The 26,641-nt window shown below is 73.3% G+C and carries 27 protein-coding genes and 1 tRNA gene; 10 read left to right on the forward strand and 18 right to left on the reverse strand.

Annotated elements, in window-relative coordinates; genetic code table 11:
* Positions 1-1,744 precede the first annotated feature (1,744 nt).
* Positions 1,745-2,287: a hypothetical protein gene (locus tag FHX40_RS19455; protein WP_170198892.1), complete on the forward strand. Its 543-nt coding sequence runs from the start codon at positions 1,745-1,747 to the stop codon at positions 2,285-2,287.
* Here FHX40_RS19455 and FHX40_RS19460 read toward each other — a convergent pair.
* A complete protein-coding gene (locus FHX40_RS19460; RefSeq protein ID WP_142260957.1) occupies positions 2,242-3,624 on the reverse strand; it encodes a hypothetical protein in 1,383 nt (460 codons plus the stop codon). The genes FHX40_RS19455 and FHX40_RS19460 overlap by 46 nt on opposite strands.
* A 150-nt stretch (positions 3,625-3,774) precedes the next feature.
* Here FHX40_RS19460 and FHX40_RS19465 point away from each other — a divergent pair, with 150 nt between their 5' ends.
* The 3 genes from FHX40_RS19465 to FHX40_RS19475 all read left to right on the forward strand — a co-directional run bounded on the left by FHX40_RS19465 (position 3,775) and on the right by FHX40_RS19475 (position 6,472).
* Positions 3,775-4,449: a hypothetical protein gene (locus FHX40_RS19465; RefSeq protein WP_142260958.1), complete on the forward strand. Its 675-nt coding sequence runs from the start codon at positions 3,775-3,777 to the stop codon at positions 4,447-4,449.
* A complete protein-coding gene (locus FHX40_RS19470) occupies positions 4,446-5,519 on the forward strand; it encodes a hypothetical protein (RefSeq protein WP_142260959.1) in 1,074 nt (357 codons plus the stop codon). The genes FHX40_RS19465 and FHX40_RS19470 overlap by 4 nt, the downstream gene beginning before the upstream one ends.
* 449 nt (positions 5,520-5,968) lie before the next feature.
* Complete coding sequence (locus FHX40_RS19475; protein WP_142260960.1) at positions 5,969-6,472, forward strand: hypothetical protein; 504 nt, start codon at positions 5,969-5,971, stop codon at positions 6,470-6,472.
* A 36-nt stretch (positions 6,473-6,508) separates the two neighbouring features.
* On the opposite strand, the gene FHX40_RS19480 is transcribed toward FHX40_RS19475, so the two are convergent.
* A complete protein-coding gene (locus FHX40_RS19480; protein ID WP_142260961.1) occupies positions 6,509-7,921 on the reverse strand; it encodes a hypothetical protein in 1,413 nt (470 codons plus the stop codon).
* Positions 7,922-7,975: 54 nt separating this feature from the next.
* On the opposite strand from FHX40_RS19480, the gene FHX40_RS19485 reads away from it, so the two are divergent.
* Positions 7,976-8,428 (forward strand): hypothetical protein, encoded by a 453-nt coding sequence (locus FHX40_RS19485; RefSeq protein ID WP_142260962.1) that lies wholly within the window; start codon positions 7,976-7,978, stop codon positions 8,426-8,428.
* A 154-nt stretch (positions 8,429-8,582) separates the two neighbouring features.
* Here FHX40_RS19485 and FHX40_RS19490 read toward each other — a convergent pair whose 3' ends face one another.
* The 9 genes from FHX40_RS19490 to FHX40_RS19525 form a co-directional block, all read right to left on the reverse strand.
* Positions 8,583-10,025, reverse strand: a complete 1,443-nt coding sequence (locus FHX40_RS19490; protein ID WP_142260963.1) for a serine/threonine-protein kinase — start codon at positions 10,023-10,025, stop codon at positions 8,583-8,585.
* A 226-nt stretch (positions 10,026-10,251) separates the two neighbouring features.
* Positions 10,252-10,554, reverse strand: coding sequence for a DUF1416 domain-containing protein (locus FHX40_RS19495; protein WP_142260964.1), 303 nt, complete (start codon positions 10,552-10,554; stop codon positions 10,252-10,254).
* The gene (locus tag FHX40_RS19500) at positions 10,551-11,390 is read right to left on the reverse strand and encodes a sulfurtransferase (protein WP_142260965.1); all 840 of its coding nucleotides are present in this window, start codon (positions 11,388-11,390) and stop codon (positions 10,551-10,553) included. The genes FHX40_RS19495 and FHX40_RS19500 overlap by 4 nt, the downstream gene beginning before the upstream one ends.
* Before the next feature lie 11 nt (positions 11,391-11,401).
* Positions 11,402-11,767: a DUF4395 family protein gene (locus tag FHX40_RS26300; protein ID WP_142260966.1), complete on the reverse strand. Its 366-nt coding sequence runs from the start codon at positions 11,765-11,767 to the stop codon at positions 11,402-11,404.
* Between the two features lie 76 nt (positions 11,768-11,843).
* Positions 11,844-11,957, reverse strand: coding sequence for a putative leader peptide (locus tag FHX40_RS26305; RefSeq protein WP_425329289.1), 114 nt, complete (start codon positions 11,955-11,957; stop codon positions 11,844-11,846).
* A gap of 262 nt (positions 11,958-12,219) precedes the next feature.
* Positions 12,220-12,978: an anti-sigma factor family protein gene (locus FHX40_RS19510; RefSeq protein WP_142260967.1), complete on the reverse strand. Its 759-nt coding sequence runs from the start codon at positions 12,976-12,978 to the stop codon at positions 12,220-12,222.
* Entirely contained in the window at positions 12,975-13,487 is a 513-nt protein-coding gene (locus FHX40_RS19515; RefSeq protein ID WP_142260968.1) for a sigma-70 family RNA polymerase sigma factor, read from the reverse strand. The genes FHX40_RS19510 and FHX40_RS19515 overlap by 4 nt, the downstream gene beginning before the upstream one ends.
* A 40-nt stretch (positions 13,488-13,527) precedes the next feature.
* Positions 13,528-14,205 (reverse strand): LmeA family phospholipid-binding protein, encoded by a 678-nt coding sequence (locus FHX40_RS19520; protein WP_142260969.1) that lies wholly within the window; start codon positions 14,203-14,205, stop codon positions 13,528-13,530.
* Between the two features lie 208 nt (positions 14,206-14,413).
* Positions 14,414-14,662: a MoaD/ThiS family protein gene (locus FHX40_RS19525; protein WP_142260970.1), complete on the reverse strand. Its 249-nt coding sequence runs from the start codon at positions 14,660-14,662 to the stop codon at positions 14,414-14,416.
* 274 nt (positions 14,663-14,936) lie between these two features.
* Here FHX40_RS19525 and FHX40_RS19530 point away from each other — a divergent pair, with 274 nt between their 5' ends.
* Entirely contained in the window at positions 14,937-15,659 is a 723-nt protein-coding gene (locus FHX40_RS19530; RefSeq protein ID WP_142260971.1) for a winged helix-turn-helix transcriptional regulator, read from the forward strand.
* A gap of 152 nt (positions 15,660-15,811) precedes the next feature.
* Positions 15,812-16,714: a mycothiol synthase gene (gene mshD / locus FHX40_RS19535; protein WP_142260972.1), complete on the forward strand. Its 903-nt coding sequence runs from the start codon at positions 15,812-15,814 to the stop codon at positions 16,712-16,714.
* Positions 16,715-16,742: 28 nt separating this feature from the next.
* Here mshD and FHX40_RS19540 read toward each other — a convergent pair whose 3' ends face one another.
* The 3 genes from FHX40_RS19540 to dcd all read right to left on the reverse strand — a co-directional run bounded on the left by FHX40_RS19540 (position 16,743) and on the right by dcd (position 19,140).
* A complete protein-coding gene (locus FHX40_RS19540) occupies positions 16,743-17,741 on the reverse strand; it encodes an inorganic phosphate transporter (RefSeq protein ID WP_142260973.1) in 999 nt (332 codons plus the stop codon).
* On the reverse strand, positions 17,742-18,359 hold the full coding sequence (locus FHX40_RS19545) for a DUF47 domain-containing protein (protein WP_142260974.1): 618 nt from the start codon (positions 18,357-18,359) through the stop codon (positions 17,742-17,744).
* A 205-nt stretch (positions 18,360-18,564) separates the two neighbouring features.
* Positions 18,565-19,140, reverse strand: coding sequence for a dCTP deaminase (gene dcd / locus FHX40_RS19550; RefSeq protein WP_142260975.1), 576 nt, complete (start codon positions 19,138-19,140; stop codon positions 18,565-18,567).
* 300 nt (positions 19,141-19,440) lie between these two features.
* Here dcd and FHX40_RS19555 point away from each other — a divergent pair.
* Positions 19,441-19,514, forward strand: a tRNA-Gly gene (locus FHX40_RS19555).
* A gap of 127 nt (positions 19,515-19,641) precedes the next feature.
* Here FHX40_RS19555 and FHX40_RS19560 read toward each other — a convergent pair.
* Positions 19,642-20,256: a methyltransferase family protein gene (locus tag FHX40_RS19560; RefSeq protein ID WP_142260976.1), complete on the reverse strand. Its 615-nt coding sequence runs from the start codon at positions 20,254-20,256 to the stop codon at positions 19,642-19,644.
* A 113-nt stretch (positions 20,257-20,369) separates the two neighbouring features.
* On the reverse strand, positions 20,370-20,753 hold the full coding sequence (locus FHX40_RS19565; protein WP_142260977.1) for an ArsR/SmtB family transcription factor: 384 nt from the start codon (positions 20,751-20,753) through the stop codon (positions 20,370-20,372).
* A 200-nt stretch (positions 20,754-20,953) separates the two neighbouring features.
* Here FHX40_RS19565 and FHX40_RS19570 point away from each other — a divergent pair, with 200 nt between their 5' ends.
* Positions 20,954-24,097, forward strand: coding sequence for an AfsR/SARP family transcriptional regulator (locus tag FHX40_RS19570; protein ID WP_142260978.1), 3,144 nt, complete (start codon positions 20,954-20,956; stop codon positions 24,095-24,097).
* Here FHX40_RS19570 and FHX40_RS19575 read toward each other — a convergent pair.
* Positions 24,079-24,924: an ABC transporter permease gene (locus tag FHX40_RS19575; RefSeq protein WP_142260979.1), complete on the reverse strand. Its 846-nt coding sequence runs from the start codon at positions 24,922-24,924 to the stop codon at positions 24,079-24,081. The genes FHX40_RS19570 and FHX40_RS19575 overlap by 19 nt on opposite strands.
* Positions 24,924-25,892 carry an ATP-binding cassette domain-containing protein gene (locus tag FHX40_RS19580; RefSeq protein ID WP_142260980.1) on the reverse strand — a complete coding sequence of 323 codons (969 nt, stop codon included), beginning with the start codon at positions 25,890-25,892 and terminating at the stop codon, positions 24,924-24,926. The genes FHX40_RS19575 and FHX40_RS19580 overlap by 1 nt, the downstream gene beginning before the upstream one ends.
* Before the next feature lie 280 nt (positions 25,893-26,172).
* Here FHX40_RS19580 and FHX40_RS19585 point away from each other — a divergent pair, with 280 nt between their 5' ends.
* Complete coding sequence (locus FHX40_RS19585) at positions 26,173-26,577, forward strand: SgcJ/EcaC family oxidoreductase (protein ID WP_142260981.1); 405 nt, start codon at positions 26,173-26,175, stop codon at positions 26,575-26,577.
* Positions 26,578-26,641: the final 64 nt, after the last annotated feature.

Genomic DNA, 26,641 nt, shown 5'->3' on the forward strand with positions numbered 1-26,641 from the left:
TGAGGCCGCAGCACCCGCCTCCCGGCCTGGCCACGCCACCCCGGCCGAGTCGCCGTCCGCCGCTCCTCCTCCGGCTGCCTCGCCTCCGCCTGCGCCGTCTCCGGCCGCTCCTCCGCCGCCTGCGCCGCCTCCGGCCGCCGCGGCCCCGGGGACACCCCCGGCCGGACCGCGCACGCCTGACGCGTCCGATCGCCCGGCGTACCGGCCGGAACCCTCCGGCGCGGAGACCGGTCCGGCAACCGCCGAGCACCCCGCGCCCGGGATGCGCACGGAGCCGCCCGGCCCGGCGGCCCGCCGTCCTGCACCGCCCGGCGGACCCGTACCCGGCCACGCCGGGACGGGCGCGCCTCTCGGCCCCGGCGCCCCGGGGCCGGGCGTGCCGGGCGCACCCGCGTTCGGCCCCGGGGTCGCCGAGGGCGCACACCCCGGCGCCCGTACCCCGGACGCCCCGATCGGCGGCGTCCCGGGCGCACCCGGACCGGTGGGCCATGCCGCGCACGGAGGCCCTGGGCTACCGGGTCCAGGCGGGTCCACGCCGGTACCCGGGCCGGGTCTTGGCGCTGAAGGCCGGCCTGCCGGAAGACCGGGCTCGGGAGGCGGCCTTGGCCCGGGCATGCCCGCGCCGGGCCGCGGCGCTCATGACGTTCCGGGTGCCTGGAGTACGGGCCACCCGGATCACCGCCGACCCGCGCCTGGGCCGGGGAGTCCTGCGGCCGGACGCCGTGGTGCCGAAGGCTCCGCATCGGGTGCCCAGGCCATGGGCACGGCAGGGCTTGGCGCGCCGGGATCCGCAGGGCGGGCCGCCCCGCGGCCGGGCGCCCCGGGTACGGGCTTCCCCGACCGACCGCATTCCTTCGCCGGACCGGCGGCCCCAGGTGCGGCACCCGGTGCTCCCGGTGCCGTCACGTCGGACGTCCCACCACGCGGCGCTCCGGACCAGGGTGCGCTCCGGCCGCCGACTCCCTCCGGTACGGCGGGCCACGCGGCCGGGGGCCCGAGCCCGGGCGCGGCCGTACCCGGACCAACGCGTGCCGGGGGGCCAGGCCATGCCACCGGCACGCCGGGCGCGGCCGTACCCGGGCCGACGGCTTTTCCGGGGGAAGCCGCACCCGCCGCACCGCCTCGCGGTACCGTGCCGCCCGTCACGACGCCGACCGGCATCTCCATGACGGCCCCGCCGGTCCCTGGCATGCCCTCGGCCGCGAAGTGGGTGTCCGGTGGCGGGCCGGACACGCGTCCGGTCGATCGCCCCGGATCGGAAGCACAACCGGCCCGGCCGCCACAGGCCGGAGGAGCACCCACCGGACCGGCCTCCCCCGGCCTGCTCACCGGAGCGCACCCGCAGGCCGCGCCGCACGCCACGCCCGCCGCACAGCCGCACCGCCCTGGCCCGGATGGGCGAGGTGACCTCGACGACGGCGGACCGGCCACCACACCGGTGACCATGCGCTCCGGCACCGGGCCCGGCATCCCGCCCGGCGGGCCGACCGCACCGCAGGGTGTACGGCCCGGCGGTCCATCGCAGGCGGATTCCGGCCCGGCCGGAAGGGCCGCCGCGCCTCACCCGGCGGGTGGCGCGTCGTCCGGGCGGCCCGTGCATTCCGCGCACGGCGCGACCCACCCCACCCCGCCTCCGGCCGGTGGAGTGGCCTCCGCCGTACGCCCCGGCGAGGCGGCCGACGGGGAGTCGCGCCCCGCGCCTGCCCATGACGGTGAGGGGCCGGACGCAGGGCCGCCCGCGGTCGTGGCCCAGGACGGCGGCCGGGCGCAGGCGAAGCGGAGGCGTGGCCTGCCCGCGCCCGCGCGGCTCGCGGTGCTGGGGGTGGCCGCGGTCGTGCTCGGCACGGCGACCGTGGGCGTCCAGATGTGGGACCGGTCGCAGTGGGTGGCGGAGCGCTACCCGGCGGAGGACGTGCGGGAGGTGCGGGCCGGCGAGCCGGTGTCCTGGTCGGGCATGCGCTGGTCGGTGGAGGTGACCCGGGTGCCGCGCCCGAACGGGAAGCCGGGGCGGGTCATGCTCCAGGTCACGGTCGAGCTGACCCCGGAGGAGCAGAAGGCGATCGAGGACTTCCTGCAGCCGACGATCGAGCTCCGCGACACGACCGGGCGCAGCTGGGTGACGATCGTCCCGTCCGAGGGCTCGGTGTACCGCGGTGACCTGAAGGTGGGCGAGACCGCGCGGATGACCGCCTACGGCGTGGTGCCGGAGGAGCTGGAGAAGACCGCGAAGGTGGCGCTCGTCTACTCGAGCGCGTCGGGCTCGGACGTGCTCCTGTTCAGCCGCTGACGGGTCGCCGACAGGTCGAAGGTCGCGGCGAGCAGGCACAGCAGCAGCGTCATGAACAGCAGGTCCACGCCGAACCGGACCGGGATCTGGTACACCTCCCACTCGAGCTGCCGGTGGGCGGTGCCGATCAGGTAGTAGGCGCCGCGCTCGACGTACCCGGCGCCGACCGACAACGCCACGTGGCAGAGGCAGGCCATCGCGAACAGCGGCGCCCCGCCGCGCACGACGAACCGCAGCGCGTTGAGCAGCGGCGGCCACTTGTCGAGGCCGAGCCGTACCGTGAGGTGACCGGCGCTGCGCCGGGTGAGCTCGTGGGTGCGCTCCTCGACGAACGAGCCGACGCGCTCCAGCCGGGTGCCCTTGATGACGTCGCGCACGTCCTCCGAGTACGGCCCGAAGACGAGGATGGCGAGGGTGAGCCAGATCAGCGTCGGCACCACCACGTCCATCACGTGCGGGCGGATCTCGCCCAGCAGGCTCCAGAACGTCTCCCAGCCCGGTACGGCCTGCTCGAGCTGCGCCCACGCGTCGTTCCACCACTGGGCCACGGTGCGCTGCGCGAGCCAGCTCTTGCCCGCCGAGGACGACTCGACGATCACGGCGAGGCTGTAGAAGGTGAAGGTGATCTCGCAGAAGGCGAGCGCGAAGGAGAGCACGGTGCCGCCGCCCCGGCGCTCGTACAGCAGCATCACCAGGTACCGCAGGACGAACGCGACCACCGTGAAGATCAGGGCGATGCGGACGTCCATGACGAGGTTGGTGCCCGCGTCCGGCGGCTCCGGCGGCGGGGTGTTCCCGCCCCCGTCGAGCGCGTTCATGATCAGCGCGGCCTGGTAGCGGTCGTACTGCTCGGCGTACCGCTCCATGTCGGCGTCGGCGAACTCGCGGGCGTCGTCGACGAACCATCCCCAGGCGAGGTAGACGGCCGCGAACGGCACGATCGCCCGCCCTATGCCGCCGAGGAAGGGTTCGCGCTCGTCACTGCCCTCGGCACGCCGTGCCCGGATCTCCATCAGCGCGCCGCGCACCGAGTGCAGCATGCCGATCGTCACGACCATGGTCGCCATGACCATGACGATGAAGAGGAACATGACCCCGGCGAGCCGCCACTCCCGCCCCGGCCCGTGCGAGAACTCCGACCCGGCGACGGTCAGCACGAACCGGAGCAGCTCCCCGACGCTGAACCAGATCGACATCGGCAACAGGCAGCGCACCCACAGCCGCAGCGTGTGCAGCGGGAGCGCGTACGGCGAGACCAGCCACGCCTTCGGTCGGCTCCTCGGCCCGGCGGCGGGCTCGCCCCGCGATACCGTTGCCAACCCCGACGATCCAGACATCCGGACCATGCTAGCGACGCGTCATCCACCGTCGCAGCCGCATCGACCGGCCCGTTCGCCACCGTTCTCACGAGCGCATTCGGAACAAAGGGCGGCGAATTAGTGAAAACACCTCGGGCCGCAGTGACCTCGGCCACTACCATCGACCGCATGGCGCCGCACCGTCGCCACCCGCACCGACGCCGCAGGCCGGTCCTGGTACCGGTCTCGCTGCTCGTGACCGTGGCCGGACTGGCGACGGCCGCCGCCCTCGGCGGGCTGGAGGAGGCGCCCGACCCCGCCCCGAAGCGGCTGGGCAAGGGGGACGTCTTCGACCAGGCCCGGATCCGCACGAAGTTCGAGGACGCCGTGGTGCTGCCCGGCGGCCGGGACGGCGTCGGCATCCAGGGCCAGCGCTGGCTGCACGTTCGCCTGCAGGTGACCAACCAGTCGGACGAGACGGTCCAGGCGTTCGGCATGGTCGACCGGACCATCCCGACCGTGCGCGCCGACGGCAAAACGATCAAAAGCCCGGATCAGAACTTCACCGACGGGCCGCGGATCGTGATGTACGTCAACGAGCGCAGCTACAACCAGATCCACCCCGGGGTGACCGCCCCCGTCACGATGGCGTTCGAGCTGTCCCCGACGGACCCGCCGCCGAAGAAGGTGGAACTCGACGTGGGGCGGTTCCACCTGTTCGAGTCCTTCTTCTGGGAGGTCTCCGAGTGGCAGATCGAGTCGGACACGGTGCCCGCCGGTGAGACACCGGACAACAAGGCCCGCTCGGTGACCCGCGTCCACGCCAAGGTGGAGCTGCCGGTCCGGGTGGAGGAGGGGTCGTGACGGGCGATCCGAACCGGGCGTCCGGCTCGGGGCTGCCGAGACGACGCCGCGGCGAGTCCCTGCGCGCCGCGCGCGCCGCCGCCTCGCCGTCCGATCCCGCCCCCGGGCACGAGTACCGGCCGGGCCCTCACCCGCCCGCGGCGTACCCCGGGCCGGAACGGCCCGCGACCGCGGGTCCGCCCGGCGTCGCGGGGGCGGGAGGCGCGGCGGCCGGGCCCGCCGCGCCCGCTCCCCCGGCGTGGACGGGTGGCGCACCCGCCGCCTGGCCGGGGCATGACGTGCCGAACCCGCCCGCACCGCAGGCGCCCCCGGGCTTCGGCCACGGCGTCCCGTCCCCCGGGCGCGAGCCGTACGGCGGGGCGACACCGCCCGGGCCGGCCGGCATGCCGCCGGGCGCGGCCCCGCTCACGTTGCCGCCCGAGCCGCCGCCCGCACCGCCCGCCGAGCCCGGCGGACCCGCCCCCGCGCCCCAGGAGAAGAATGGCGCGCGCCGCACCAGGGGGCGACGGGTGCTGAACGCCGTGCTCGGGACCGTGCTCGCCGCCGCGGCCGTGGGCCTGCAGACGACCGTGCTGACCGTCGATCAGCGGGACGATCCCATCACCTCGAGCGGCGCCGTCGGCGAGGAGGTGCGCACCTCGCTCTTCGCCGTACGCGTCGAGCAGGTCACGCTGGCGCGGACGTTCAAGAAGGAGCAGATGAACCCCGTCCCCGCCTTCCCCGGTCAGATCTATCTGATCGTGTCGGTGGACGCGACGGCCACGCAGCGGGCGATACGCCTCCAGTCCGCCCACCTCCTCACCCCCGACGGGAAGAAGTTCGCCGCGAGCGATCAGGTCACCTCGTCCGAGCTGCTGAAGAACAAGTGGGTGCAGCCGATGATGCGGACGAGAGGTCTGATCGTCTTCGAGGTTCCGCCCTCCGCCCTGCCCGGGGCGAGCATGGTCATCCAGGAGAAGGCCTTCAGCCTGTTCGGCGACCAGTACGTACCCGAGGCGGCGATCGACCTCGGCCTCGACGCGGCCGCGACCCGCTCCGTCAAGGACGTCTACGAGGTGCGGACGACATGAGCCTGTTCCGCCGGAATCCGTCCCCGCAGGACGGGGCCGATCGGCCGGGACCGGACGCCTCCCCGGCGGGGACGTCGTCGGACGCGGGTGAGACCACCTCCTGGTTCGAGCCGGTCACCAGGCCCGTGCGGCCCGGCGCCGGCCCGCGGCCCACGCCGCACCATCCGCCCGCCCCGCCCGCCATGCCGGGCGACCGGACTCCCTCGTCGGGAAGCTCGTGGCCGCCGGCACCCGCGCCCGGCCCCGTCGCCGGGCCGCCGCCCGCGGGCCCCGTCCCCGGCGACCCCGCGCCGGCCGTACCGCCCGGGTACGGCACCGCCGCGCTCGCCGCGGACCGGCCGCGGACGGGTGACCGGCCCGGCGGAGGGCCGCCGGACGCGGCGCCGGACGGTGCGCCCCCGGCCGAGGCCCGGGAGCCCGGACGGCGAGGGGCGACCCACCGGCGCCCGATGCGGAAGGGCCGGCGGCTTGTCCTCCAGCTCCTCGCCGCCGTGATCCTCACCACGGCGTGGCTCGGCGTGCGGCTCATGGACGAGCTGATCCGGTTCGAGATGATGGAGCCGTCGCCGAAGATCCGGAACGTGCCGGTCGGCGAGACCGTCGCGGCGGGGCACGCCCGATGGCGACTGGTGAGCATCGAACGCATGCAGAACCCGCCTCCGGGCACCCGGCCGGACCGCACCTGGCTGACGATCAAGCTCGAGGTGACCCCGGTCGACAAGGAGGGGACGAACTACCGGCTCGGCACACCGCCGATGGAGCTGCACGACGAGGCCGGGCACGTCTGGCACGTCGAGGTGCTGCAGCGACCGGACAAGGAGATGCAACCGGGCAGGACCGACGAGTTCACCCTGGTCGCGGTGGCGCCGAACCACCTCGCCGACCGGGTCGAGCCGGTGCTGTGGGTCGACGGGAACGCCGGCTCCGGCCTGGCGCTGCGCTTCGACCGCTGACCGTCCCGGAACCCGGGCCGCGCCCCACGCGCGCGGTCACCGGTTCGGCGGCGCCGGCCCCGGCGCGGCCCCGGACCCGCCGGACGAGGGGCCCATCGGGGCCCCGATCGCGGCCCCTGTCGAGGACCCGGCCGGTACGGCCGGCACCGCCGCGGCCGGAGGCGTCGCGGAGGACGCCTCGGTGGACCCACCGGCGAGGACCCGTCCGCGGATCGCCGCCAGGTCGAAGGTGGCCGCGAGCAGGCAGATGGTGAGGAGCGTGACGAGGAGGTCGCAGACAAAGCCCATCGGGACCCACAGGACCTCCCACCACAGCTGCGGATGCGGGCCGTCGAGCAGGTAGTGCAGGCCCCGCCACAGGTACCCCTCGGCGACCCGGATGGCGACGAAGCACACCGCGAACATGCCGAACAGGGGTGCGCCGCCGCGCACGGTGAGCCGTACCGTGTTCGCGAGCGCCACCCAGTGCGCCCACCGGCCGAAGAACCGGCTCAGGCCCTCCCGGGTGAGCGCGTGGGTACGCCGCTGGAGCGCCCGCTCGGCCCGGTCCGCCCCGGTCTCCAGGCGGGTGCCCCGGATGACCGTCCGGACGTCCTCGGCGTACGCGCCGTACACGACGATCGCGACCGTGAGCCAGGCCGCGGGGAGGACGAGCGCGTCCCACGCGTACGGCCGGAGCTCGCCGAGGAACTCCATCGTCACCTTCCACCCGGGAAGGTTGACCTCGAGCGAGTCCCAGGCGTCGTTCCACCACTTGGCGATCTGACGCTCGCCGACCCACTCCCGCTGGGCGAGCAGCACCCCGGCGCCGTAGTAGAAGAAGGTCAGCTCGCAGAACGCCGCGCCGATCGCCGCGCCCCGGTTCCCCCGCCGCTCGTGCCACATCACCAGGAAGAACCGCAGCACGAACGCCACGCCCATGATGATCGCCGCGGTGCCGAGGCTGAGCCCGATGAGCCCCTGCGCGGTGCCCTGGGACTCCCCGGTGAAGAAGTCGGCCCACGCGCCGAGCAGGCCCTTCTCCGCCCGCTGCCGCTCGATGTCGGTGAGCACGAAGGAGCGCACGTCGTCCTCGTGCCAGCCCCAGGCGAGATAGAGCGCGACGTACGGGAAGAGGGCCCGGCCGAGGCCGTTGAGGAAGGATTCGTCGCGCTCGCCCTCGGCCCGCCGCAGCCGCATCTCGGTCAGCTCGCCACGGAGCGCGTGGAACATGCCGATGGTGACGATGAGGTTCACCATCACCATGACGATGAACACCAGCATCGTCAGCGCGTACCGGACCTGCTCCCAGTCGCCGTGCGACATCTCGGTGCCGCCGACGAGGAGCCCGAACCGCACGAGCCGGCCGAGCGCGTACCAGATGAGGAGCGGCAGTATGCACCGCCCGGCGAGACGCACCGTCCGCCAGGGCAGAGACCAGACCGACGGGGTCCGCTCCAAACCCGACATCCAGGGCATCGTAACGGGGGTGCCTTACTGCGCGCAGGCGGTCACGCAAACCCGATGAAACGTTCACGTTCCGCCCACCTGCGCGGCCGCCCGCCACTACCCTCGACGACCATGGGGTCGCCCGACCGCGCGAACGCGAGCGCGCAGGCCGCCCGGCCCGCCGCCGCGGCGCGGCCGAGGGCCCGCATCCTGCCGCCGGTGCGCCTGCCCTGCTCGTGGTGCGACGCCGAGTTCGGCGTCGCCGACTTCCTCGACCGGTGCCGCTTCTACTGGCGGGACGCGCGCAGCGTGCGCTGGGACTGCCCGCGCTGCGGCCGCTGGGAGGACATCGACCTGCACCCCGGCGAGGTACGGCGCGGCTACGTCTACTGGGCCGGGGACTCCCGCTTCGCCCACATGCGCACCGCGATCGTCCCCGGCCTGCTCCCCTACAGCGGCGAGGACGGCCTCACCGTCGAGTACGGCGGGCGGGTCTGGCGCGTCCCCGACCTGGGCTCCTCCCGATGACGTAGGCCATCGCCGAGGCCGGCGCGGACACGCCGTCGACGCCGGGCGGCCGGGCGAAGGCGGCCGTGCCGCGGTACCCGGAGGCGGCGGCCCGCCGTGGGCGTGGACGGGTCGCCGCCCCTTCGCCGAGCGGACGCGCGGCCACGACGACCGGCTATGACGTCGGCGGTTCGATGCCCGGCTCGTCCGGATCGGGCTCCGGCTCCTCCGGCGAGTCCGTGGGCAGGTCGTCGTCGTCCGGATCCTCGGTGGGCGGCTCGCCCGGTGGCGTGGAGTTCGTCGCGGGCGGGCTCGTGCGCGGGGTGGCCGACCGGGTGGCCGAACGCGTGGGCGTCCGGGACGGCCGCCGGGTGGTCGGGCTCGAGCTCGATCGCCCCGACCGGCTTGCGGTCGGGCGCCGCGTCCGGGGCCGCTCGGTCCGCGGACGGGACTCCGCCGGGTCGGCGGCGGAGGTTCGCGACGGCGCGGGCTCGGGCGCCCGCGTCGGCTGCGGCGTGCCGGGGCGGGACGGCGCGGGGGTGGCCCGGTCGGTCGCGGGCGCGGAGGTGGGCGTCGCGGGAGCGGGGGTGAGCGTCGTCGTCACGGCGACCGGAACCTCGGGCCCGGCCTGGGAGGTGGTCGACGCCGGTTCGCCGAGGATCGCGAACACGGCGACGATCGCGGCCACGGTGACCACGGTGAGCGCGCCCACGACGGCGAGCTTCGCCGTGGGGTCGAGCCGGTTCAGGGCGAAGGCGCCGCCCGGCGTGCCGAGGGTCCGCCCCGGCGCGGCCGCCGCGCGGTCGGGCGACGCCGACGACTCCCGCAGCGCGACGCGCCCGCGCTCCTCCCAGTCCGCGCCGTACCCGGCCGCGGCCGCCTCCGCCAGCCGCTCCAGGAACCGTTCCGCGGACTCGGGGCGGTCCTCGGCCCGCGCCGCCGTGCCGTACCCGGCGAGCTCGCGCAACGGTTCGGGGACGTGCTCGACCGGTGGCGGATGCCGGTCCCGGTCGGCCTCCCCGGGCCGTTCCCCGGTGAGGGCCTCGGCGAACGTCACCGCCGCCGCGTACAGGTCCGCCGCGGGCCCGTCCGCCCGCTCCTCGCCGGGCGGCAGGTACGGCCCGGCGTCGTCCGCGGACGAGCGGACGAGGTGGGCGACGCCGAACCCGGCCAGCCTGCCGGTGCCGTCCGCGGTGACGAGGACGTGATCCGGCCGGACGTCGCCGTGTGCCACGCCGGCCCGGTGCGCGGCGGCCAGCCCGAGCAGGGTGTCCTTGAGCAGCGCGAGCGCGGCCTCCGGCGGCAGCGGACCGGCGCGGTCGAGGATCCGGCGCAGCGGCTCCCCCTCGGCCGCCTCCCGGATGATCGCCGCGCCCTCCTCGCCCTCGACGTACTCGCGGGGCCGGACCACGCGCGGCTCGTCGACCGAGGCGAGCAGCCGGGCGTCCGCACGGAACCGCGCGACCGCCTCCTCGTCGCCGGGCGGCGAGTCCAGGTAGCCGATCACCACCTCGGTGCCGTCGTCGTCGTGGCGGGCGAGCACCACGCGCCCGTCGCCGCTCACCTCCCGGATCCGGGTGTAGCCGGGTACCTGCCACGCGCCCCCTTGCCCTTCCATGACGGCCCCCTCCAACCGCGAGTCAGGTGATCTTCGCTACCAAAGGTAACGATATTGTGACGACAGTGACACGGCCGATCGCGGACATCGGCCCGCGACATGCCGACGGACCGCGCGGCGAGCGGACCGAGCCACACCCCCGGATACGCAAACCACCCCAGAAAGCCGAAAACCGGCACCCCGTTCGGGGATGCCGGTTTCGGAGTTCGGCCTCAGGCGGCTCGGCTCAGACCGCGACCTCGAGCTGGGCGACCTCGCCGCGCTTCGCCTCGACCTTGAAGTCCTTGGTCACACCGCCGCCCGCGATGATCCGGACCGTCCACGAGCCCGGAGCGGCGAAGAACCGGAAGATGCCCTCGTCGGAGACGACGACCTCGCCGGTGAACTCACCGGACTCGTCGAGCAGCCGCGCGTAGGCCGGGCCGCCCCCGGTCACCACGCCCTGGATGACGGCCTGGGTCGACAGGTCGACGCCCGCCGGAAGGGTGATCGTCTGCGCGGGTGCCCCGCACCCCTGAGCCTGCGTCATCGGGCCTCCCCCAACTCGATCGGCACGCCCACCAGCGAGCCGTACTCGGTCCACGAACCGTCGTAGTTCTTCACGTTCGGCTGGTCGAGCAGCTCGTGCAGCACGAACCAGGTGTGCGCGGAGCGCTCGCCGATCCGGCAGTAGGCGATGGTGTCCTTGCTGAAGTCGACGCCCGCCTCGGAGTAGAGCTTGCGCAGCTCCTCGTCGGACTTGAAGGTGCCGTCGTCGTTCGCGGCCTTCGACCACGGGATGTTGCGCGCGGTCGGCACGTGGCCCGGACGCTGCGCCTGCTCCTGCGGCAGGTGGGCGGGCGCGAGCAGCTTGCCGGTGAACTCGTCGGGCGAGCGCACGTCGACGATGTTGAGCTTGCCGATCGCGTTCACGACCTCGTCGCGGAACGCGCGGATCGACAGGTCCTGCTCCTTGGCGACGTAGTTGGTCCGCGGCCGGTTCGGCACCTCGGTGACCAGCTCGCGGGAGTCGAGCTCCCACTTCTTGCGGCCGCCGTCGAGCAGCTTCACCTTCTCGTGCCCGTACAGCTTGAAGTACCAGTACGCGTAGGCGGCGAACCAGTTGTTGTTGCCCCCGTAGAGGATGACCGTGTCGTCGTTCGAGATGCCCTTCTCGGACAGCAGGGCCTCGAAGCCGGCCTTGTCGACGAAGTCGCGGCGGACCGGGTCCTGCAGCTCCTTCTTCCAGTCGATCTTGATGGCGTTACGGATGTGGCCCTTGTCGTAGGCGCTGGTGTCCTCGTCGACCTCGACGATGACCACACCGGGAGTGTCGAGGTTCGCCTCGACCCAGTCGGCATCCACCAGTGCGGCGGAGCGGCTCATGTGATCCTCCCCTATCGGGTTGCGGCGGGCAGTAGACGGCGAATGATCTGGTGCTTCTCGCAGCCCGGGCGAACGCCGAGGGCCGCGGTGAGGAAGGCGGCGACAGGGGCGGGCGCACCGGTCCCCCAGGCCTTTCGACCCCTACCCACGCCCGTGCGGGCCAGTCGGTGCAGGGCACGGGCCGGGCCGGTCGGCCGTACGGCAGGGCCGGGCGGCAGGCCGTACGGCGGGCGTCCGGTGGCACCGAGCGCGAAGGCCAGGGCCGGCACCGCGAGCGGCCACAGCGCACCGGTCGGCTCAGCGATCACGAGGGCCGCTGTGGTGAGTCCTGCCGCGAAGCGCGTGCCAAGAGGATCGACCTGGCGTTGAGGAGACATCGTGGAGACTCCGCATCGTGTGCCCTGCCGGGGACGGCCGTGATCGGTCGGGGGTCGGCGCCCGCTTCGATCGCCCTCAGGCAGCGCGACAGAGCGCGGTGGCGACGCGGCAGAAGTCGACGGCGCGTCGCTTGGTGAGCAGCTCTGTCCTCGGAGTCACGCCCATGACAGTACCCCGCCGTTCCGCCATCTGTCACATCCCTGTCCGCCTGATGAGACAGAGGGGTCAAAAAGGTCAAATGTCACAAGATCGCATTTCTGTGCCCAAGCACCGTCACATCACCCGTTTACGCAGGTCACCGGCGATGACTCCGGGCGCGCACCACCCCTGCGGTGACGTTCCGCACAATGGTCGCGCGGGCGCGACCCCGGAGACGGGTGTCCACATCGCGAGACGGGTGTCCGAATGCGGACACGCGCCGGGCCGCGGCGGCCGTGCCGTACCGGCCCGGTCAGGCCGTGGCGGGCACGCGCAGCAGCAGGTCGCCGTCGGGCGTCTCCAGGTCGATCCGGCTGATCTGCTCCATCGGGATCGCCGTGGAGCCGGAGAAGCTCGCCACCTCGCCGTTGGCCGCGCGGATCGTCCAGCTCGCCGCCTGCTCGCGGGTGCCGTCCTTGGCCACCACGATCACGTTGCACTTGGTGCCGCGCGGCACGCCGCCCAGCGACACCCCGACCTGGGTGCCGCCCTCCCCCGAGCGCAGCCGCAGCACCGCGTGCACCTCGCCCCGGCTCGCGGTGAGCTCGCGCGTCGTGCGCGTGCTCGGCGCGACCGTGACGGTCCGCGTGGGCTCGGCCGCCTGCGCGTCGGCCGCCGGGGAGTCCGCCTGCGCCGACTCGGGCGCGATCGCGACGGTCGCGGTCTCGTCGCCGCCGCCCGGCTGCGCCGCGTACAGCCAGATCGAGCCGCCCACCGCGCAGATGACCAGCGACGCGGCCACCGCGAGCACCGCCTGGGTGATCCGGCGCCGCCGGGCCCGCACCTTCAGCATGCGGTCGAGCACCGCCCGCGGCGGGCGGGAGGCCTGCTCGATGTCGGCCTCGGTGACCCGGCCGAGCAGCTGGGGCAGCCCGAGGAACTCGTCGGCCTCCACCCGGCAGAACGGGCACCAGCCGAGGTGCTCGTAGACCTCGGCGGCCTCGCGCGAGTCGAGCGCCCCCAGGGCGTAGGCCCCCAGCGCCATGCGCACCTCGTCGCAGTCCACGCTCATGGCGCCAGCCCCCGTTCCTCAAGCGCGAGCTTGAGCGCGCGAAGCGCGTAGTACGTCCGTGACTTCACCGTCCCCGGGGGAATCCCGAGGATCTGCGACGCCTCCTTCACCGAACGTCCGCGGTAGTAGGTCTCCAGCAGCACCTCACGGTGCTCCGGGCGCAGGGACGCGATCGCCTCGGCGATGGCCCACTTCTCGACGGCGCGTTCCACCTCGTCGTCTCCGGGCAGTACGGCCAGCGCCTCGTCGCCCGTCTCCTGCGGCCGTGACTTGCGGGCGCGGTGCTGGTCGACGACGAGGTTGCGCGCGACCGTGAACAACCAGGCCCGTACCGGCCGGTCGGCCAGCACGTCCGGGTTGCGCCAGGCGCGCAACAGCGTCTCCTGCACAACGTCCTCCGCCCTGCCTGGGTCGCCGGTCAGTCGCAGTGCGTAGCCGTACAACGGCCCCGCGTGATCGTCGAAGAGGCTCCTGAGGAGTCGCTCGTCGGCGGTTCCGGCGTGACTCACACTCAAATGACGTACGGCGTGCCGGGCGGGTTCAACCGGCTCAGCCCTTGAGCACGACGTCCTTGGCCCGCGCCTCGATGGCGAGACCCTCGGCCGTGGGCGTCACCTTGGTGATCTTCAGGCCGAGCGGGAGCCGCCGTACCGGCACGGTCCAGGACAGCATGCGCTCGGCGTTCGGCACCGCGAGGTTGCCGCCCACCTTCACGTCGTCGGGCCGGATCCGGATGCCGCCGGAGACCACCTCGAACCGCAGCGTGGCGGACACCTCGACCGGGACGTTGCGCACCGGCAGCTCGCCGGTGACCCGCAGCGTGCCGTCCTCGGCGGCCTCGACCTTCAACCCCTCGGGGGCGCGGTCGTCAATGGTCTGCCTCGACACCACGACGGTGGCGACCACCTCGTCCACGGTGATCTCGGCGTCGCTCGCCAGCAGGTCGTTGAGCTCGGCGTTGAGGCCGAGCAGGCGGCCGTCGATGCGGGCGACCCGCACGCTGTCCCGGCGGAACGATCCGATCGAGATCGAGATCTCCTCGTAGCGGCCCGAGATCGCCTGGGTGAGGAACGGGATGCCGTGCACCTCGACCTTCGGCGTCTCGTCGAGGTCGTAGCGGGCCTCCACCTGGCGGGCGATCTCCCGTTCCACGCCGGACACCGCCACCCGGTCGAGGACCCCGAGCACGACGGCGAGCAGGATCAGGAACACCACCAGCTTGCGCATCCCGTCTCCTTCAGGGCACGCCGAGGAGATCCACCACGGCCAAGGGTATCCGGGCCGGCGTCGACCGCCCCGCCGTACACGACCGAAACCGATCAAATTCCGGTCCGTTCCGGTCCCCGGCCGGTCACCGCCTCCTCCGGCCCGGTGGCCTCGGGGGTCACCCGCGGGGTGTCCCGGTCCGCGCCGCCGACGCGTTCGGCGCGGGGCGCTATCCGCCGGCGAACGGCGGCAGGACCTCGACGGTCGCGCCGTCCGGCAGCACGATCGTGTCCGGGTCGCGTGTGCCCGCCGGGTTGCCGTCGATGAGGAAGGACGAGCGGCGCAGCACCCGCTCGAGCTCGTCGTTACGTGTGATTTTCTTCACGAGCTCGCCCAGCGTCGCGGCCTCGAAGGGCTCCTCCGCGACCCCCGCGGCCGCACGCGCCGCGGCCCAGTAGCGGACCGTCCCAACCGCCATTTTGCCTACACCGTCCAACTTTTGAGCCGTACCGAAACAATTCCGGCCATATTCACCATATACACTCGGTGCACGGATGGATACGTGGGTTTTCCGCGTACCTCACCGCTCACAGCGTGGCACGCGCTATGGCCGCGCGCTGTCGTCGGTTATTCTCACGTACTGACGGACCTGGGCGACGTGGCCCCCGGGTCCTTCTGTGTTTTTCGGCCGAACGCCGCGTGCACGGCAAGGCGGGTCGTCCACCGGACGAGCCGACGACGAAGGAGGTTCCGTGAGCAACCTGCTCCTGCTCACCAACGCACTCGAACCGTCCTCGGAGGTGCTGCCGGCACTGGGGCTGCTGCTCCACTCGGTCCGCGTCGCCCCTGCGGAGGGGTCGGCCCTCATCGACGCGCCGCCCGCCGACGCCGTCCTCGTCGACGCGCGGCGTGAGCTCGTGCAGGCGAAGGGCCTGTGCCGGCTGCTGCGCACCACCGGCATCGACTGCCCGCTCATCGCCATCGTGACCGAGGGCGGCCTCGCCGCGGTCACCGCCGAGTGGGGTGTCGACGACGTGATCCTCGACACCGCCGGACCGGCCGAGGTCGAGGCCCGGCTGCGCCTGGCGATCGGGAAGCTGTCGCTGGCCGCCAGCCAGGACACGCCCGACGAGATCCGCAGCGGGGACCTCACCATCGACGAGGCCACCTACACCGCGCGGCTCCGCGGGCGGGTGCTCGACCTCACGTTCAAGGAGTTCGAGCTGCTCAAGTACCTGGCGCAGCACCCCGGCAGGGTGTTCACCCGGGCCCAGCTCCTGCAGGAGGTCTGGGGCTACGACTACTTCGGCGGCACCCGCACCGTCGACGTGCACGTGCGGCGGCTCCGGGCCAAGCTCGGCGCCGAGCACGAGTCGCTCATCGGCACGGTGCGCAACGTCGGCTACCGCTTCGTGCCGGACCGCGGCGAGCAGCAGCAGAGCGAGAACACCGGGCCCACCCCGGTGCGCCAGTAGCGGCACCGGAGCGTACGGCGGGCCGGGGGCGTGGCCGCACCCCCGGCGGGGCGGTCGCGTGTCCGCCGCGGCCGTGCCGTACCCCCCGGGGCCTTGAGCGCGGCACGGGGTCCGACCGCCCGGACCGGACACCGGGCGCATATGGTGCGCTTATGAACTCGCGCGTGGAAATTCGGGGACGGCTCGGCGCGGACGAGGTCGCCGCCGTCCTGGCGGTGGTCGATGCGGCGACCGAGGCGGACGGGGTGCGCCCGCTCAACGAGCACGTGATGCTGCACCTCAGGTACGGCGGGGAGGAGCAGGCCAGAAACGCCCTGCTGTACGTCGGGGACCGGCTCGCCGGGTACGCGCACGTGGACCCCACGGACGTGGTGGAGGGGCCCAGCGGGGAGCTGGTGATCCATCCGGAGTTCCGGCGGCGCGGCCTCGGCCGGCGGCTGCTGGACGCGGTGCTCAACGAGACCGGGGGACGGCTGCGGCTGTGGGCGCACGGCGGCCACCCCGGGGCGGAACGGCTCGCCGCCTCCGCGGGCTTTTCGCGGGTGCGCTCGCTGTGGCAGATGCGCCGCAGCCTGTACGCCGCGCTCCCCGACCCGGTGCTCCCCGAGGGCATCCGGATCGCCGCCTTCCGGCCGGGCGTCGACGAGGAGGCGTGGCTCGCGGTGAACCGCCGCGCGTTCGCCGACCACCCCGAGCAGGGCGCCTGGACGCTGGAGGACGTCAAGCGGCGCGAGCAGGAGTCCTGGTTCGATCCGGAGGGGTTCTTCCTCGCCTGGCGCGGGGAGCGGCTCGCCGGCTTCCACTGGACCAAGGTCCACGGAGACGGCGAGCACGCTCACGAGCCGATCGGCGAGGTGTACGTGGTCGGGGTCGACCCGTCCGAGCAGGGCACCGGCCTGGGCCGGGCGCTCGTCCTCACCGGGTTGCGTCACCTGCGGGCCCGTGGCCTCGCCCAGGTGATGCTGTACGTGGACGAGGCCAACACCCCGGCGATCCGGCTGTACGAATCGCTCGGCTTCACCCACTGGGACACGGACGTGATGTACCGGCGGTGACCCCCCCTTCCGACCACCGGCCGGGTCGTCACTCCAGGATGCCGTGGAGGATGAGGTAGGTCACCGCCGCCACCGCGGCGGCCGCGGGGATGGTGAGCACCCACGCGGTCACGATGTTGCCGGCCACGCCCCACCGCACCGCGGACAGGCGCTTCGTGGCCCCCACGCCCATGATCGCGCTGGTGATCGTGTGCGTGGTCGAGATCGGCGCGCCGAAGCCCATCGCCGCGATGTAGAGGATGGCCGAGGCCGCGGTCTCGGCCGCGAAGCCCTGGGGCGGGGTGAGGGCGATGATGCGGCGGCCGAGCGTGCGCATGATGCGCCACCCGCCCGCGTAGGTGCCGAGTGAGATCGCGGCCGCCGCCGCGAGGATCACCCACTGGGGGATCGGGTCGCCCGGGGAGGCGTACCCGCCGACGACGAGCGCGAGGAAGATCACGCCCATCGTCTTCTGGGCGTCCTGCAGGCCGTGGCCGAGCGCCATCGCCGCGGCCGAGAAGGTCTGGGCGTACCGGAACCCGCGGGCGGCCCGGCCGGGGTTGGCACGCCGGAAGATCCACAGGATCGCGATCATCACGGCCCCGGCGAGCACGAACCCCATGAGCGGCGAGACGATCATGGGGATCACGACCTTCTCCACCACGCCGTCCCAGTGCACGACCGACGCCGAGGCCAGCGCCGCGCCGACCAGGCCGCCGATCAGGGCGTGGCTGCTCGACGAGGGCAGGCCGAAGTACCAGGTGATCATGTTCCAGGTGATCGCACCGACCAGTCCTGCGCCCACGATCACCAGGCCGTGGGTGCCGTCGGGTGCGTCGATGATGCCGCTCCCCACGGTCTGCGCCACCTTCGTGCCGAGGTGGGCGCCGAGGAAGTTCATCGCCGCCGCCATGAGGAGGGCGGCGCGGGGGGTGAGGGCTCGAGTGGAGACCGAGGTCGCGATCGCGTTGGCGGCGTCGTGGAAGCCGTTGGTGTAGTCGAACACCAGCGCTACGACGATGACGCCGATGACGAGTGCGAGCTCCACTTAACCGTCCTTGAGCGCGATCGACTCGATCGTGTTCGCCACGTGCTCGAAGGCGTCGGCGGCCCCCTCCAGCTGGTCGATGACCTCCTTCATCTTGAGCACGGTGAGCGCGTCGTACTCGCCGCCGAACAGCTTGGCGAGCAGGCGCCGGTAGATCTGGTCCGCCTGGTTCTCCAGGCGGTTGATCTCGATCCAGTACTCGTTGAGGTTCTTCATCGAGCGCAGCCGGGGCATCGCCTCGGCGGTGAGCTCCGAGGCACGCTCCAGCACCTCGACCTGCCGCACGACCTCCTTGGGGAGGTGCTCGATCTGGTAGAGGCCGATGAGATCGGCGGCGGCCTCCATGTAGTCCATGATGTCGTCGAGGCTGGAGGCGAGGCGGTAGATGTCCTCGCGGTCGAAGGGCGTGATGAAGCTCTCGTTGAGCCGCCTCATGATCGCGTGAGTGTGCTCGTCACCCGCGTGCTCGCACGCGGCCATCTTCTCGATCAGGGCAGACCGATCCGAGTCGACGCTGATGATCTCGACCAGTAACCGGGATGCCGTGACCAGGTTGTTCGCGGAGGCCGCGAACAAGTCGTAGTAGCTGTCCTCACGGGGTGTGAGACGGAGGCGCACGTCAATCTCCAGAAGTGCGGGGACGGTCCGCCAAGAAGAGTACGGGCTACCAGCGGAGATGCACACTTCACCGTCTGCTCTCCTGCTCGTAACCTTCCCTTCTCCCTGACGTTGCCCGACCAGTGTGCGTTAACACCGCTCCCCGACCGGCACGCGGGGGCCGGGATCGCTTGTGGGGACGGACGAGGAGACTTCCCGATCTCGGCTAGATCCGGGTGCGGTGGAAGTTGAGGTAGGAGCGGCTCGGGGTGGGCCCGCGCTGCCCCTGGTAGCGGGACCCGACCCGGCTCGAGCCGTACGGGAACTCCGCAGGAGAACTGAGCCGGAACAGGCACAGCTGCCCGATCTTCATGCCCGGCCACAGCTTGATCGGCAGGGTCGCGACGTTGGACAGCTCCAGCGTCACGTGCCCCTCGAATCCCGGATCGATGAACCCGGCCGTGGAGTGCGTGAGCAGCCCCAGCCGGCCCAGGCTCGACTTCCCCTCCAGCCGGGCGGCGATGTCGTCCGGCAGGCTGATCACCTCGTACGTCGAGGCGAGCACGAACTCCCCCGGGTGCAGGATGAAAGGTTCATCCCCGTCCGGCTCCACGAGCCGTGTGAGATCAGGCTGCTCCACCGCCGGATCGATATGCGGGTACCGATGGTTCTCGAACACGCGGAAGTAGCGGTCCAGCCGCACGTCGATGCTCGACGGCTGCACCATCTCCTCGTCGTACGGGTCGAGCTTCACTCGCCCCGACGCGATCTCAGCCCGAATATCCCGATCGGAAAGCAACACGCCCGCAACCTATCAACCGCCCGTCAACAGACAGTTAACCTCCCCCACCCCTCGCGCCCCCACACCCGTTCACCCCGGTGCGACCTGCGCCGACGGGCCCACCCGCGGGCGGTACGGCACCGCCGGGCGCGCTCGCCGGATCCCGGCCGGAGCACGGACGCCGGTGGCGCGGTCCAAGGCAGGCGACCGGGGACGATCCTGCGGCCGGATCCGCCCGCAACAACCGCCCCGGGGCTCCCAACACCATGCCGAACTTTCCGCTAAAGTGGTGTACGCCGGTCGGTACCCCAGATCGGCGATGCGGGTGTAGTTCAATGGCAGAACATCAGCTTCCCAAGCTGATAGCGCGGGTTCGATTCCCGTCACCCGCTCCAAGCGCGAAGGCCCAGGGCCGGGAGTGATCTCCCACCTGGGCCTTGCTTGTGCCCGGCACCTGACGCTCTTCCGTGCGACCGCACGGTGCGATCGGTCCCGTCGGAGGTCCCTGCGGCGAGGCGCCGCTCAGCGGCGGGCCTGGCCGAGACGTCCCAGGCCGGGGAGGAACCGGCCCACGGTGGCCGCGTAGCGCCCGTACGCCTCGCCGTGGGTGCGCAGCAGGTAGGGCTCCTCGACCACGCGGACCTGCAGCTCGATCGCGCCGAAGGTGAGCAGCAGGGCGGCGAGCGAGACGACGTTCGGCACCATCGCCGCCAGGCCGACGGCGGTGATCATCATCGCGGTGAACACGGGGTTGCGCACCAGCGCGAAGGCTCCCGTGGTGACCAGGGTGGTGTGCTCGGACTCGTCCACGCCCACGCGCCAGGAGGCGCCCATGGACCGCTGGGCGGCGAGCGTGGCGAGCGCGCCGAGCAGGGCGAGGACCAGGCCGGTGCCGCGTACGGCCGGCGTGTCGAGGGCGCCCACGGCCGCGAGGCCGGCCATCTCGGCGGCCGGGCCCGCCACCCCGGCGAGCAGGGCGGCGGTGAACATCAGGCGGGCCCACCACTGCACGCTTCCCCGCGGCAGGTTCGCCCCGCGGAATCCGGTGTCGCCGGTGCGGCGCCACTGCACCCAGGTGCGCACGCCGAACGCCAGGGCCAGCCAGGCCAGATAGATCAAGAGCGCGGTCAGCGCCATGAGGTCTCCTCACGAACGGTGCGGCACGGTCGGTGTGCGGTCACCGGCGGCGGGCGCGCCCGACGGGTCGGCACCGACCGATGCTGGGGCGAGAGGGCCCACGATCAGCGTGGTCACGTCCCGTCCTCTCTCCCAGACGCCGCGGACTCGGCGGGCGGTACGGCATCGCCGGGGCAGGTGCCGTAGTTCGGGCACAGCGCCACGGCCCGGTCGGTGGCCGCGAGCAGGGCCTCGGCCGAGCGCAGCAGGTCGAGCAGCTCCGGCGCGGCGATGAAGTAGAAGGACTGGCGCCCTTCCGCCCGGTAGTCGACCAACCGGCAGTCGCGCAGGCAGGCCAGGTGCTTGGACACCGTGGACTGCGCCATGCCGAGCTCCCGCGTCAGGTCCACCACCCGGGTCTCGCCCTGCGCCAGCCGCCGCACGATGGCGAGCCGTACCGGATCGGCGAGCGAGCGGAACAGCGCCGCCGCGGGGGCCAACCCGTCGCGCGGACTCATTCCGGATTCAGAATCAATCACGATTCCGTGATGATAACGCCGAAACGCGATCGGTCAACCCTCGCCTCCGAGGCCACACGCCGCCGCCCGGCCAGGTACGGCCCGGCGAGCGGTGCGGGCACCGGGTCCGGGTTCGGGTTCGGCGGAGTGTCTCTTTTGCGGCCAGAAGCGGGAATCCCGGCGAAACCTAGACTTGTGGCATGCCGATCGACCTGCGCCTGCTCGCCGACGTGCAATGGCAGGGCCGGCCCCTGGTCGGTGAGCGAGTTCAGGCGCTGCTCGGCGCCCTCGTGCTCGCCCGCCGTACCGTGAGCGCGGAACGGCTGGTCGCCGAGGTGTGGGGGGACGACGAGCCGGCGAACCCGGTGAAGGCGCTGCAGGTCCTGGTGTCCCGGACCCGGTCGGTCGTCGGGCCGCGGGTGCTGATCACGGAGGGCGGCGGGTACCGGCTCGAGGTGCCGCCCGACCGGATCGACGCGGAGCGCCTGCACGCGCTCGCGCAGCGGGCTCGGGCGCTGCTCGACGCGGATCCCGCGGCGGCGGCCGAGGCGGCGCGGGAGGCCGTCGCGCTGGGTGCCGGGGCGCTGCCCGGCGAGGGTGACGGGCCGCTCGCCGAACTGCGGCGGCGGGCCGCACGGGACCTGGCGGACGCGCGCGTCGTGCTCGCGCGGGCGTGGAGCCGGGGCGGGGACCACGCCGCGGCGCTCGCCGAGCTGGAGGAGGCGGCGCGCGCCCATCCGGAGGACGAGGGGCTCCTCGCCGACCTGCTGCGCAGCGAGGCGGCGGTGCGCGGTGTGGGGGCCGCGCTCGACCGCTTCGAGCGCTACCGGTCGGAGCTGCGCGACCGGGTCGGCGCCGACGTGGGCCCGGAGCTGCGGCGGGTCCACCACGAGCTGCTGGCGCTCGACCGTCCGGTGCGCTCCGGGGTGCGGTTCGACACGACCTCGCTGCTCGGCCGGGACGAGGACCTGCGCAAGGTGCGGGCGCTGCTCGCCACCTCGCGGGTGGTCTCGATCCTCGGCCCGGGCGGGCTCGGCAAGACCCGGCTCGCCCACGCCGTCGCCCGCGAGGCCCCGCAGCCGGTTGTGCACTTCGTCGAGCTGGTCGGCGTGACCTCGCCGGAGAATTTGATCGGCGAGATCGGGTCGGCGCTCGGCGTGCGCGACTCGGTGACCGGGCGCCGTACCCTCACCCCGCAGCAGCGTGCCGACGTGCGCGCACGCATCGCGCGGCAGCTCGACATGGCGCCGACGCTGCTCGTGCTCGACAACTGCGAGCACCTGGTCGAGGCCGTCGCTGACCTGGTCGCGTACCTGACCGCGACAACGCGGGACCTGCGGGTGCTCACCACGACGAGGGCGCCGCTGGCGATCGCCGCGGAACGCGTCTACCCGCTGCCCCAGCTCGGCCTCGCGGACGCCGTCGAGCTGTTCCGCGACCGGGCGACCGCGGCCCGGCCGGGGGTACGGCTCGCCGAGGAGGACGTGCGCGCCGTGGTGAGCCGCCTGGACGGCCTGCCGCTCGCGATCGAGCTCGCCGCCGCGAAGGTGCGGGTGATGTCGCCGGCGGAGATCGCCCGCCGGCTGGAGGACCGGTTCGCGCTGCTGCGCGGCGGTGACCGGACCGCGCACTCGCGGCACCAGACGCTGCTCGCGGTGATCGACTGGTCGTGGAACCTGCTCGGCGAGCGGGAGCGCCGCGCGCTGCGCCGCCTGTCGGCGTTCCCGGACGGCTTCACCCTCGAGGCGGCCGAGGAGGTGCTCGGCGGCGACGCCCTTGAGGCCATCGAGGAGCTCGTGGCGCAGTCCCTGCTCACCGTCGTGGACACCGGCCGCGGCGTCCGCTACCGGATGCTGGAGACGGTGCGGGAGTTCGGCCGCATGCGCCTGGAGGCGGCCGGGGAGACCGCCGAGGCCCGGGCCGCGGTGCGCGCCTGGGCGGTCGGCTACGCCGAACGGCACGGCGCCCGGCTGTTCTCGCCGGAGCAGGTCGAGGCGATGGACCGGCTGCGGGCGGAGGAGACGAACCTCACCGACATCCTGCGCGACGCGGTCGCCGACCCCGACCCCGAGGCGGTCGTGGTGCTGTTCTCCTCGCTGAGCGGTTACTGGTCGATCCGCGGCGACTTCCCGCGCTGCCTCACCTTCACCCCGCCGGTCGCCTCCGCCCTCGCCGGGTGGACGCCGCCACCCCGGCTCCTCGACCGGACGCGGGTGGCCCTCGTGGTGGCCCTGTTCAACATCCTCTTCCTGTTCAACTCCGACGAGTTCCGGGACCTGCTGGCGAGGCTGTCCGGCCTGGGCGCCGACTCCGCGGACCCGAGGGTCCGGGCCCTGGTGACCGTGCTGCTCACCCTGGTCAGGGATCCCGACCACGGTTTCGACGAACTGGTCGCCGACCCCGACCCGGTGATCCGCAAGGTCGCGCTGCACCTGCTGAGCCACGGCCGGGAGAACGTCGGGGACCGGGCCGGTGCGATCGAGGCGGCCAAGGCCGCGCTCCGGCTCGTCGACGAGGACGACGGCCCCTGGCAGCGGGCGGTGCTGCACATCCAGCTCGCGTCCCTGCTCGCGCAGATCGGCGACCACGCCGCGGCCGTACGGCACGCCGCCGAGGCGCTGCCCGTGCTGGAACGGCTCGGGTCCGTGGACGAGGTCATCCAGATCCGCTCCACCCTCGCGATGAGCGCGCTCGCCGAGGGGCGCCGCGACGAGGCCGAACGGATGATCGCCGAGCTGGAGCGGCTCGCCCCGCTGGGCATGTACGGCGAGGCCCTGTCCGCCGACCTGTGCCGGGCGCAGCTCGCCCTGGTCGACGGCGAGGTCGCGAAGGGCCTCCGCATGCACCGGGAGGTCGCCGAGGTGCTGCGGAGGCGCAGCGTCCCGGGCGCGCCCGACGGCGTCACGCCGTGGTCCATCCTGGCGGACGTGCTCGCGCTCGCGGCCTACGCGCAGTACGGCGAGGGCGACGACGGCGCGGACCTGTTCGAGCTGCTGCGCGGCAAGGTCATGGACGTGTTCGACGTGGACCGCAGGTTCCTCGACTTCCCGGCGGCGGGCATGGTGCTCGCCGGGCTGGGCCTGTGGGGCCTGCTCAAGGGCGCGCTGCCGGTCGAGGACGCGGTCCGGCTGCTGGTACTCGCCGAGCGGTTCGCGTACAACCAGTACACGCTGACGATGCGCTGGCCGGTGCTCGCCGCGCACGCCGAGCGCGTCGCCCCCGGCATGCTGTCCCGGATCGCGGCCGAGTACGGCGAGCGGCGCGGCCCCGACCTGTTCGCCGAGGCGCGCGCCGTGCTGAAGCGGGTGGCCGGCGCACCGCCCGCCTACAGCTTCCGGGAGTAGGAGCGGACCGCGATCGGGGCGAAGATCGCGATGACGACCGCGCACCCCGCCAGCGCCCAGCCGACGTCGGCCGTCACGGTCCCGGTGTTGAACAGGGCCCGCACCGCGGAGACCACGTGCGACACCGGGTTGACCGCCACGAACGTCTGCAGCCAGCCGGGCAGCGTCTCGGCCGGGACGAAGGCGTTCGACAGGAAGGTGAGCGGGAACATGATCGCCATGGAGAAGCCCTGCACGGCCTGCGCCGACCGGGCCAGCGTGCCGAGCCAGGTGAAGATCCAGGCCAGCGACCAGCCCGCGGCCACGGTGAGGGCGATGCCGCCCAGGCAGCCGAGCACGCCGCCGCCGGGGCGGTAGCCGATGGCGAGGCCGGAGAGCAGGGTCAGCACCGACGCGATGCCGTACCGGAGCAGGTCGGCGACCATGGGGCCGGCGAGCGGGGCGAACCGTGCCATCGGCAGGACCTTGAACCGGTCGAAGACCCCCTTGTCCATGTCCTCGCGAAGTTGCACTCCCGTCGACATGCAGACGGTCAGGGCGGTCTGCGCGAGGATGCCGGGGATCAGCACCGGGAGGTAGTTCTCCACGCTGCCGGAGATCGCGCCGCCGAAGATGAACGCGAACAGCGCGGTGAACAGCAGGGGCTGGATGATCACGTCGAAGAACTGCTCCGGCTTTCGCCGCATCTTCTTCAGCGCCCGCCATGCCATCACCAGGGTCTGCACCAGGGTCTCCCGCACCGTGGGGTGGGACGCGGTGCGGGCGGCCACGGCGGCGGTGTCGAGGGTCCGGGTGTCGCGGGTGACGGTGATGCTCGTGGTGGTCATCAGGCTGCCTCCGTCCGGGACCGGTCGTCCGTGCCGTGACCGGTCAGTGCCAGGAACACCTCGTCGAGCGTCGGCTTGGCGACGCTCATCGAGGAGATGCCGACGCCCGCCTCGCGCAGGCCGATCAGGACGTCGGCGGCCCGGTTGGGGTCGGGCAGCGGGACGTTCATGCGCCCGGCCTCCGGGCTGAGCACCGGCTCCTCGCCGAGCAGCCGGCGGACGACGCCCACGGCCGCGGGGACGTCGGCCTCGCTCTCCAGGACGAGCTGCAGGGTCGACTCGCCGACCTGGGTCTTCAGCGCGTCCGGGGTGTCCTCGGCGACCTTCCGGCCGTGGTCGATCACCGCCACGCGGTCGGCGAGCTGGTCGGCCTCATCCAGGTACTGGGTGGTGAGCAGGATCGTCGAGCCGTCGGCGACGAGCTCGCGGATGACGTCCCACATCTGGCCGCGGGTCCGCGGGTCGAGGCCGGTGGTCGGCTCGTCGAGGAAGATCAGCGGCGGGCGGGTGATCAGGCTGGACGCGAGGTCGAGGCGGCGGCGCATGCCGCCGCTGAACTGGGCGATCGGCCGGTCGGCCGCCTCCTGCAGGCCGAAGCGGTCGAGCAGGTCGCGGGCGATCGCCTTGGCCCGGGCGTGGGACAGGCCCTGGATCCGGGCGAACAGCCAGAGGTTCTCCCGGGCGGTCAGGTCCTCGTCCACCGACGCGTACTGGCCGGTGACGCCGAGCAGCTGCCGGACGCGGTGGGGTTCCCGCCGCACGTCGACCCCGAAGACCTCCGCGCGGCCGGCGTCGATCGGCAGCAGGGTGGCGAGCATGCGCAACGTGGTGGTCTTGCCCGCCCCGTTCGGCCCGAGCACGCCGAAGATCTCGCCCTGCCGTACGTCGAGGTCGATGCCGTCGACGGCGCGGAACTCCCCGAAGTCCTTGACCAGGCCCTCCGCCCGGACGGCACTCAGCTCCGTCATGAGGCGTCTCCTCTCTCCCCGCCGGGCGCCTCCCGGCGGTCGGGGAAGAGGTTCGCCATCCTCGGCTTCACGGCCGCTTCACGCCGGTTTCATCCACCTCACCGCGGTTTCACCGGCCGCGGCGGGCGTTCCGCGGTACGGCACGGCGCGCGACGCGACCGGCCGGGCGGGCGGCGTGGCGGGCAGGCGGGCCGCGGGCGGGCGGCCGGGCGAAGGGTGCGGCACCGGCGGGAACGCCCGCTTGACCTCAACCAAACTTCAGGTCGCAGGATGGTCGGCCATGGAGGCGGAATCGCCGGCGCACGCGGCGGACATCGAGGCGATCAAGCGGGTGGTCGCCGCCGTCGAGCGCTCGCAGCGGCGGCGGGATCCCGACGAGTTCCTCGCGCTCATCCATCCCGACGCGGTCTGGACGACGATCCGGGGCAGGGTGCTCGTCGGTTTCGCCGAGATCGAGGAGTTCACCCGCAAGCTGCTCGCCTCGGCCGAGCGGGAGGGCACGGTCTCCTACGAGGTGACGCACGTCCGGTTCGTCCGGCCGGACGTCGCGGTGGTGAAGGTACGGCAGCGCTACCGGGCGCCGGACCACGACCGGGAGGGCGCGCCGCTGTACGTGCTGAGCAAGGACGAGGCCGGCAGATGGCTGCTGGTCGCGGGCCAGAACACCGTGGTCGCCGCCGGGTGAGCGGCACCCGGGCCGCGCCGTACCCGGGCACGCCGCACGACGCGGCGGAATCGCCGTGCCGTCG

The sequence above is a fragment of the Thermopolyspora flexuosa genome (assembly GCF_006716785.1).
Taxonomy (GTDB): Bacteria; Actinomycetota; Actinomycetes; order Streptosporangiales; family Streptosporangiaceae; genus Thermopolyspora; species Thermopolyspora flexuosa.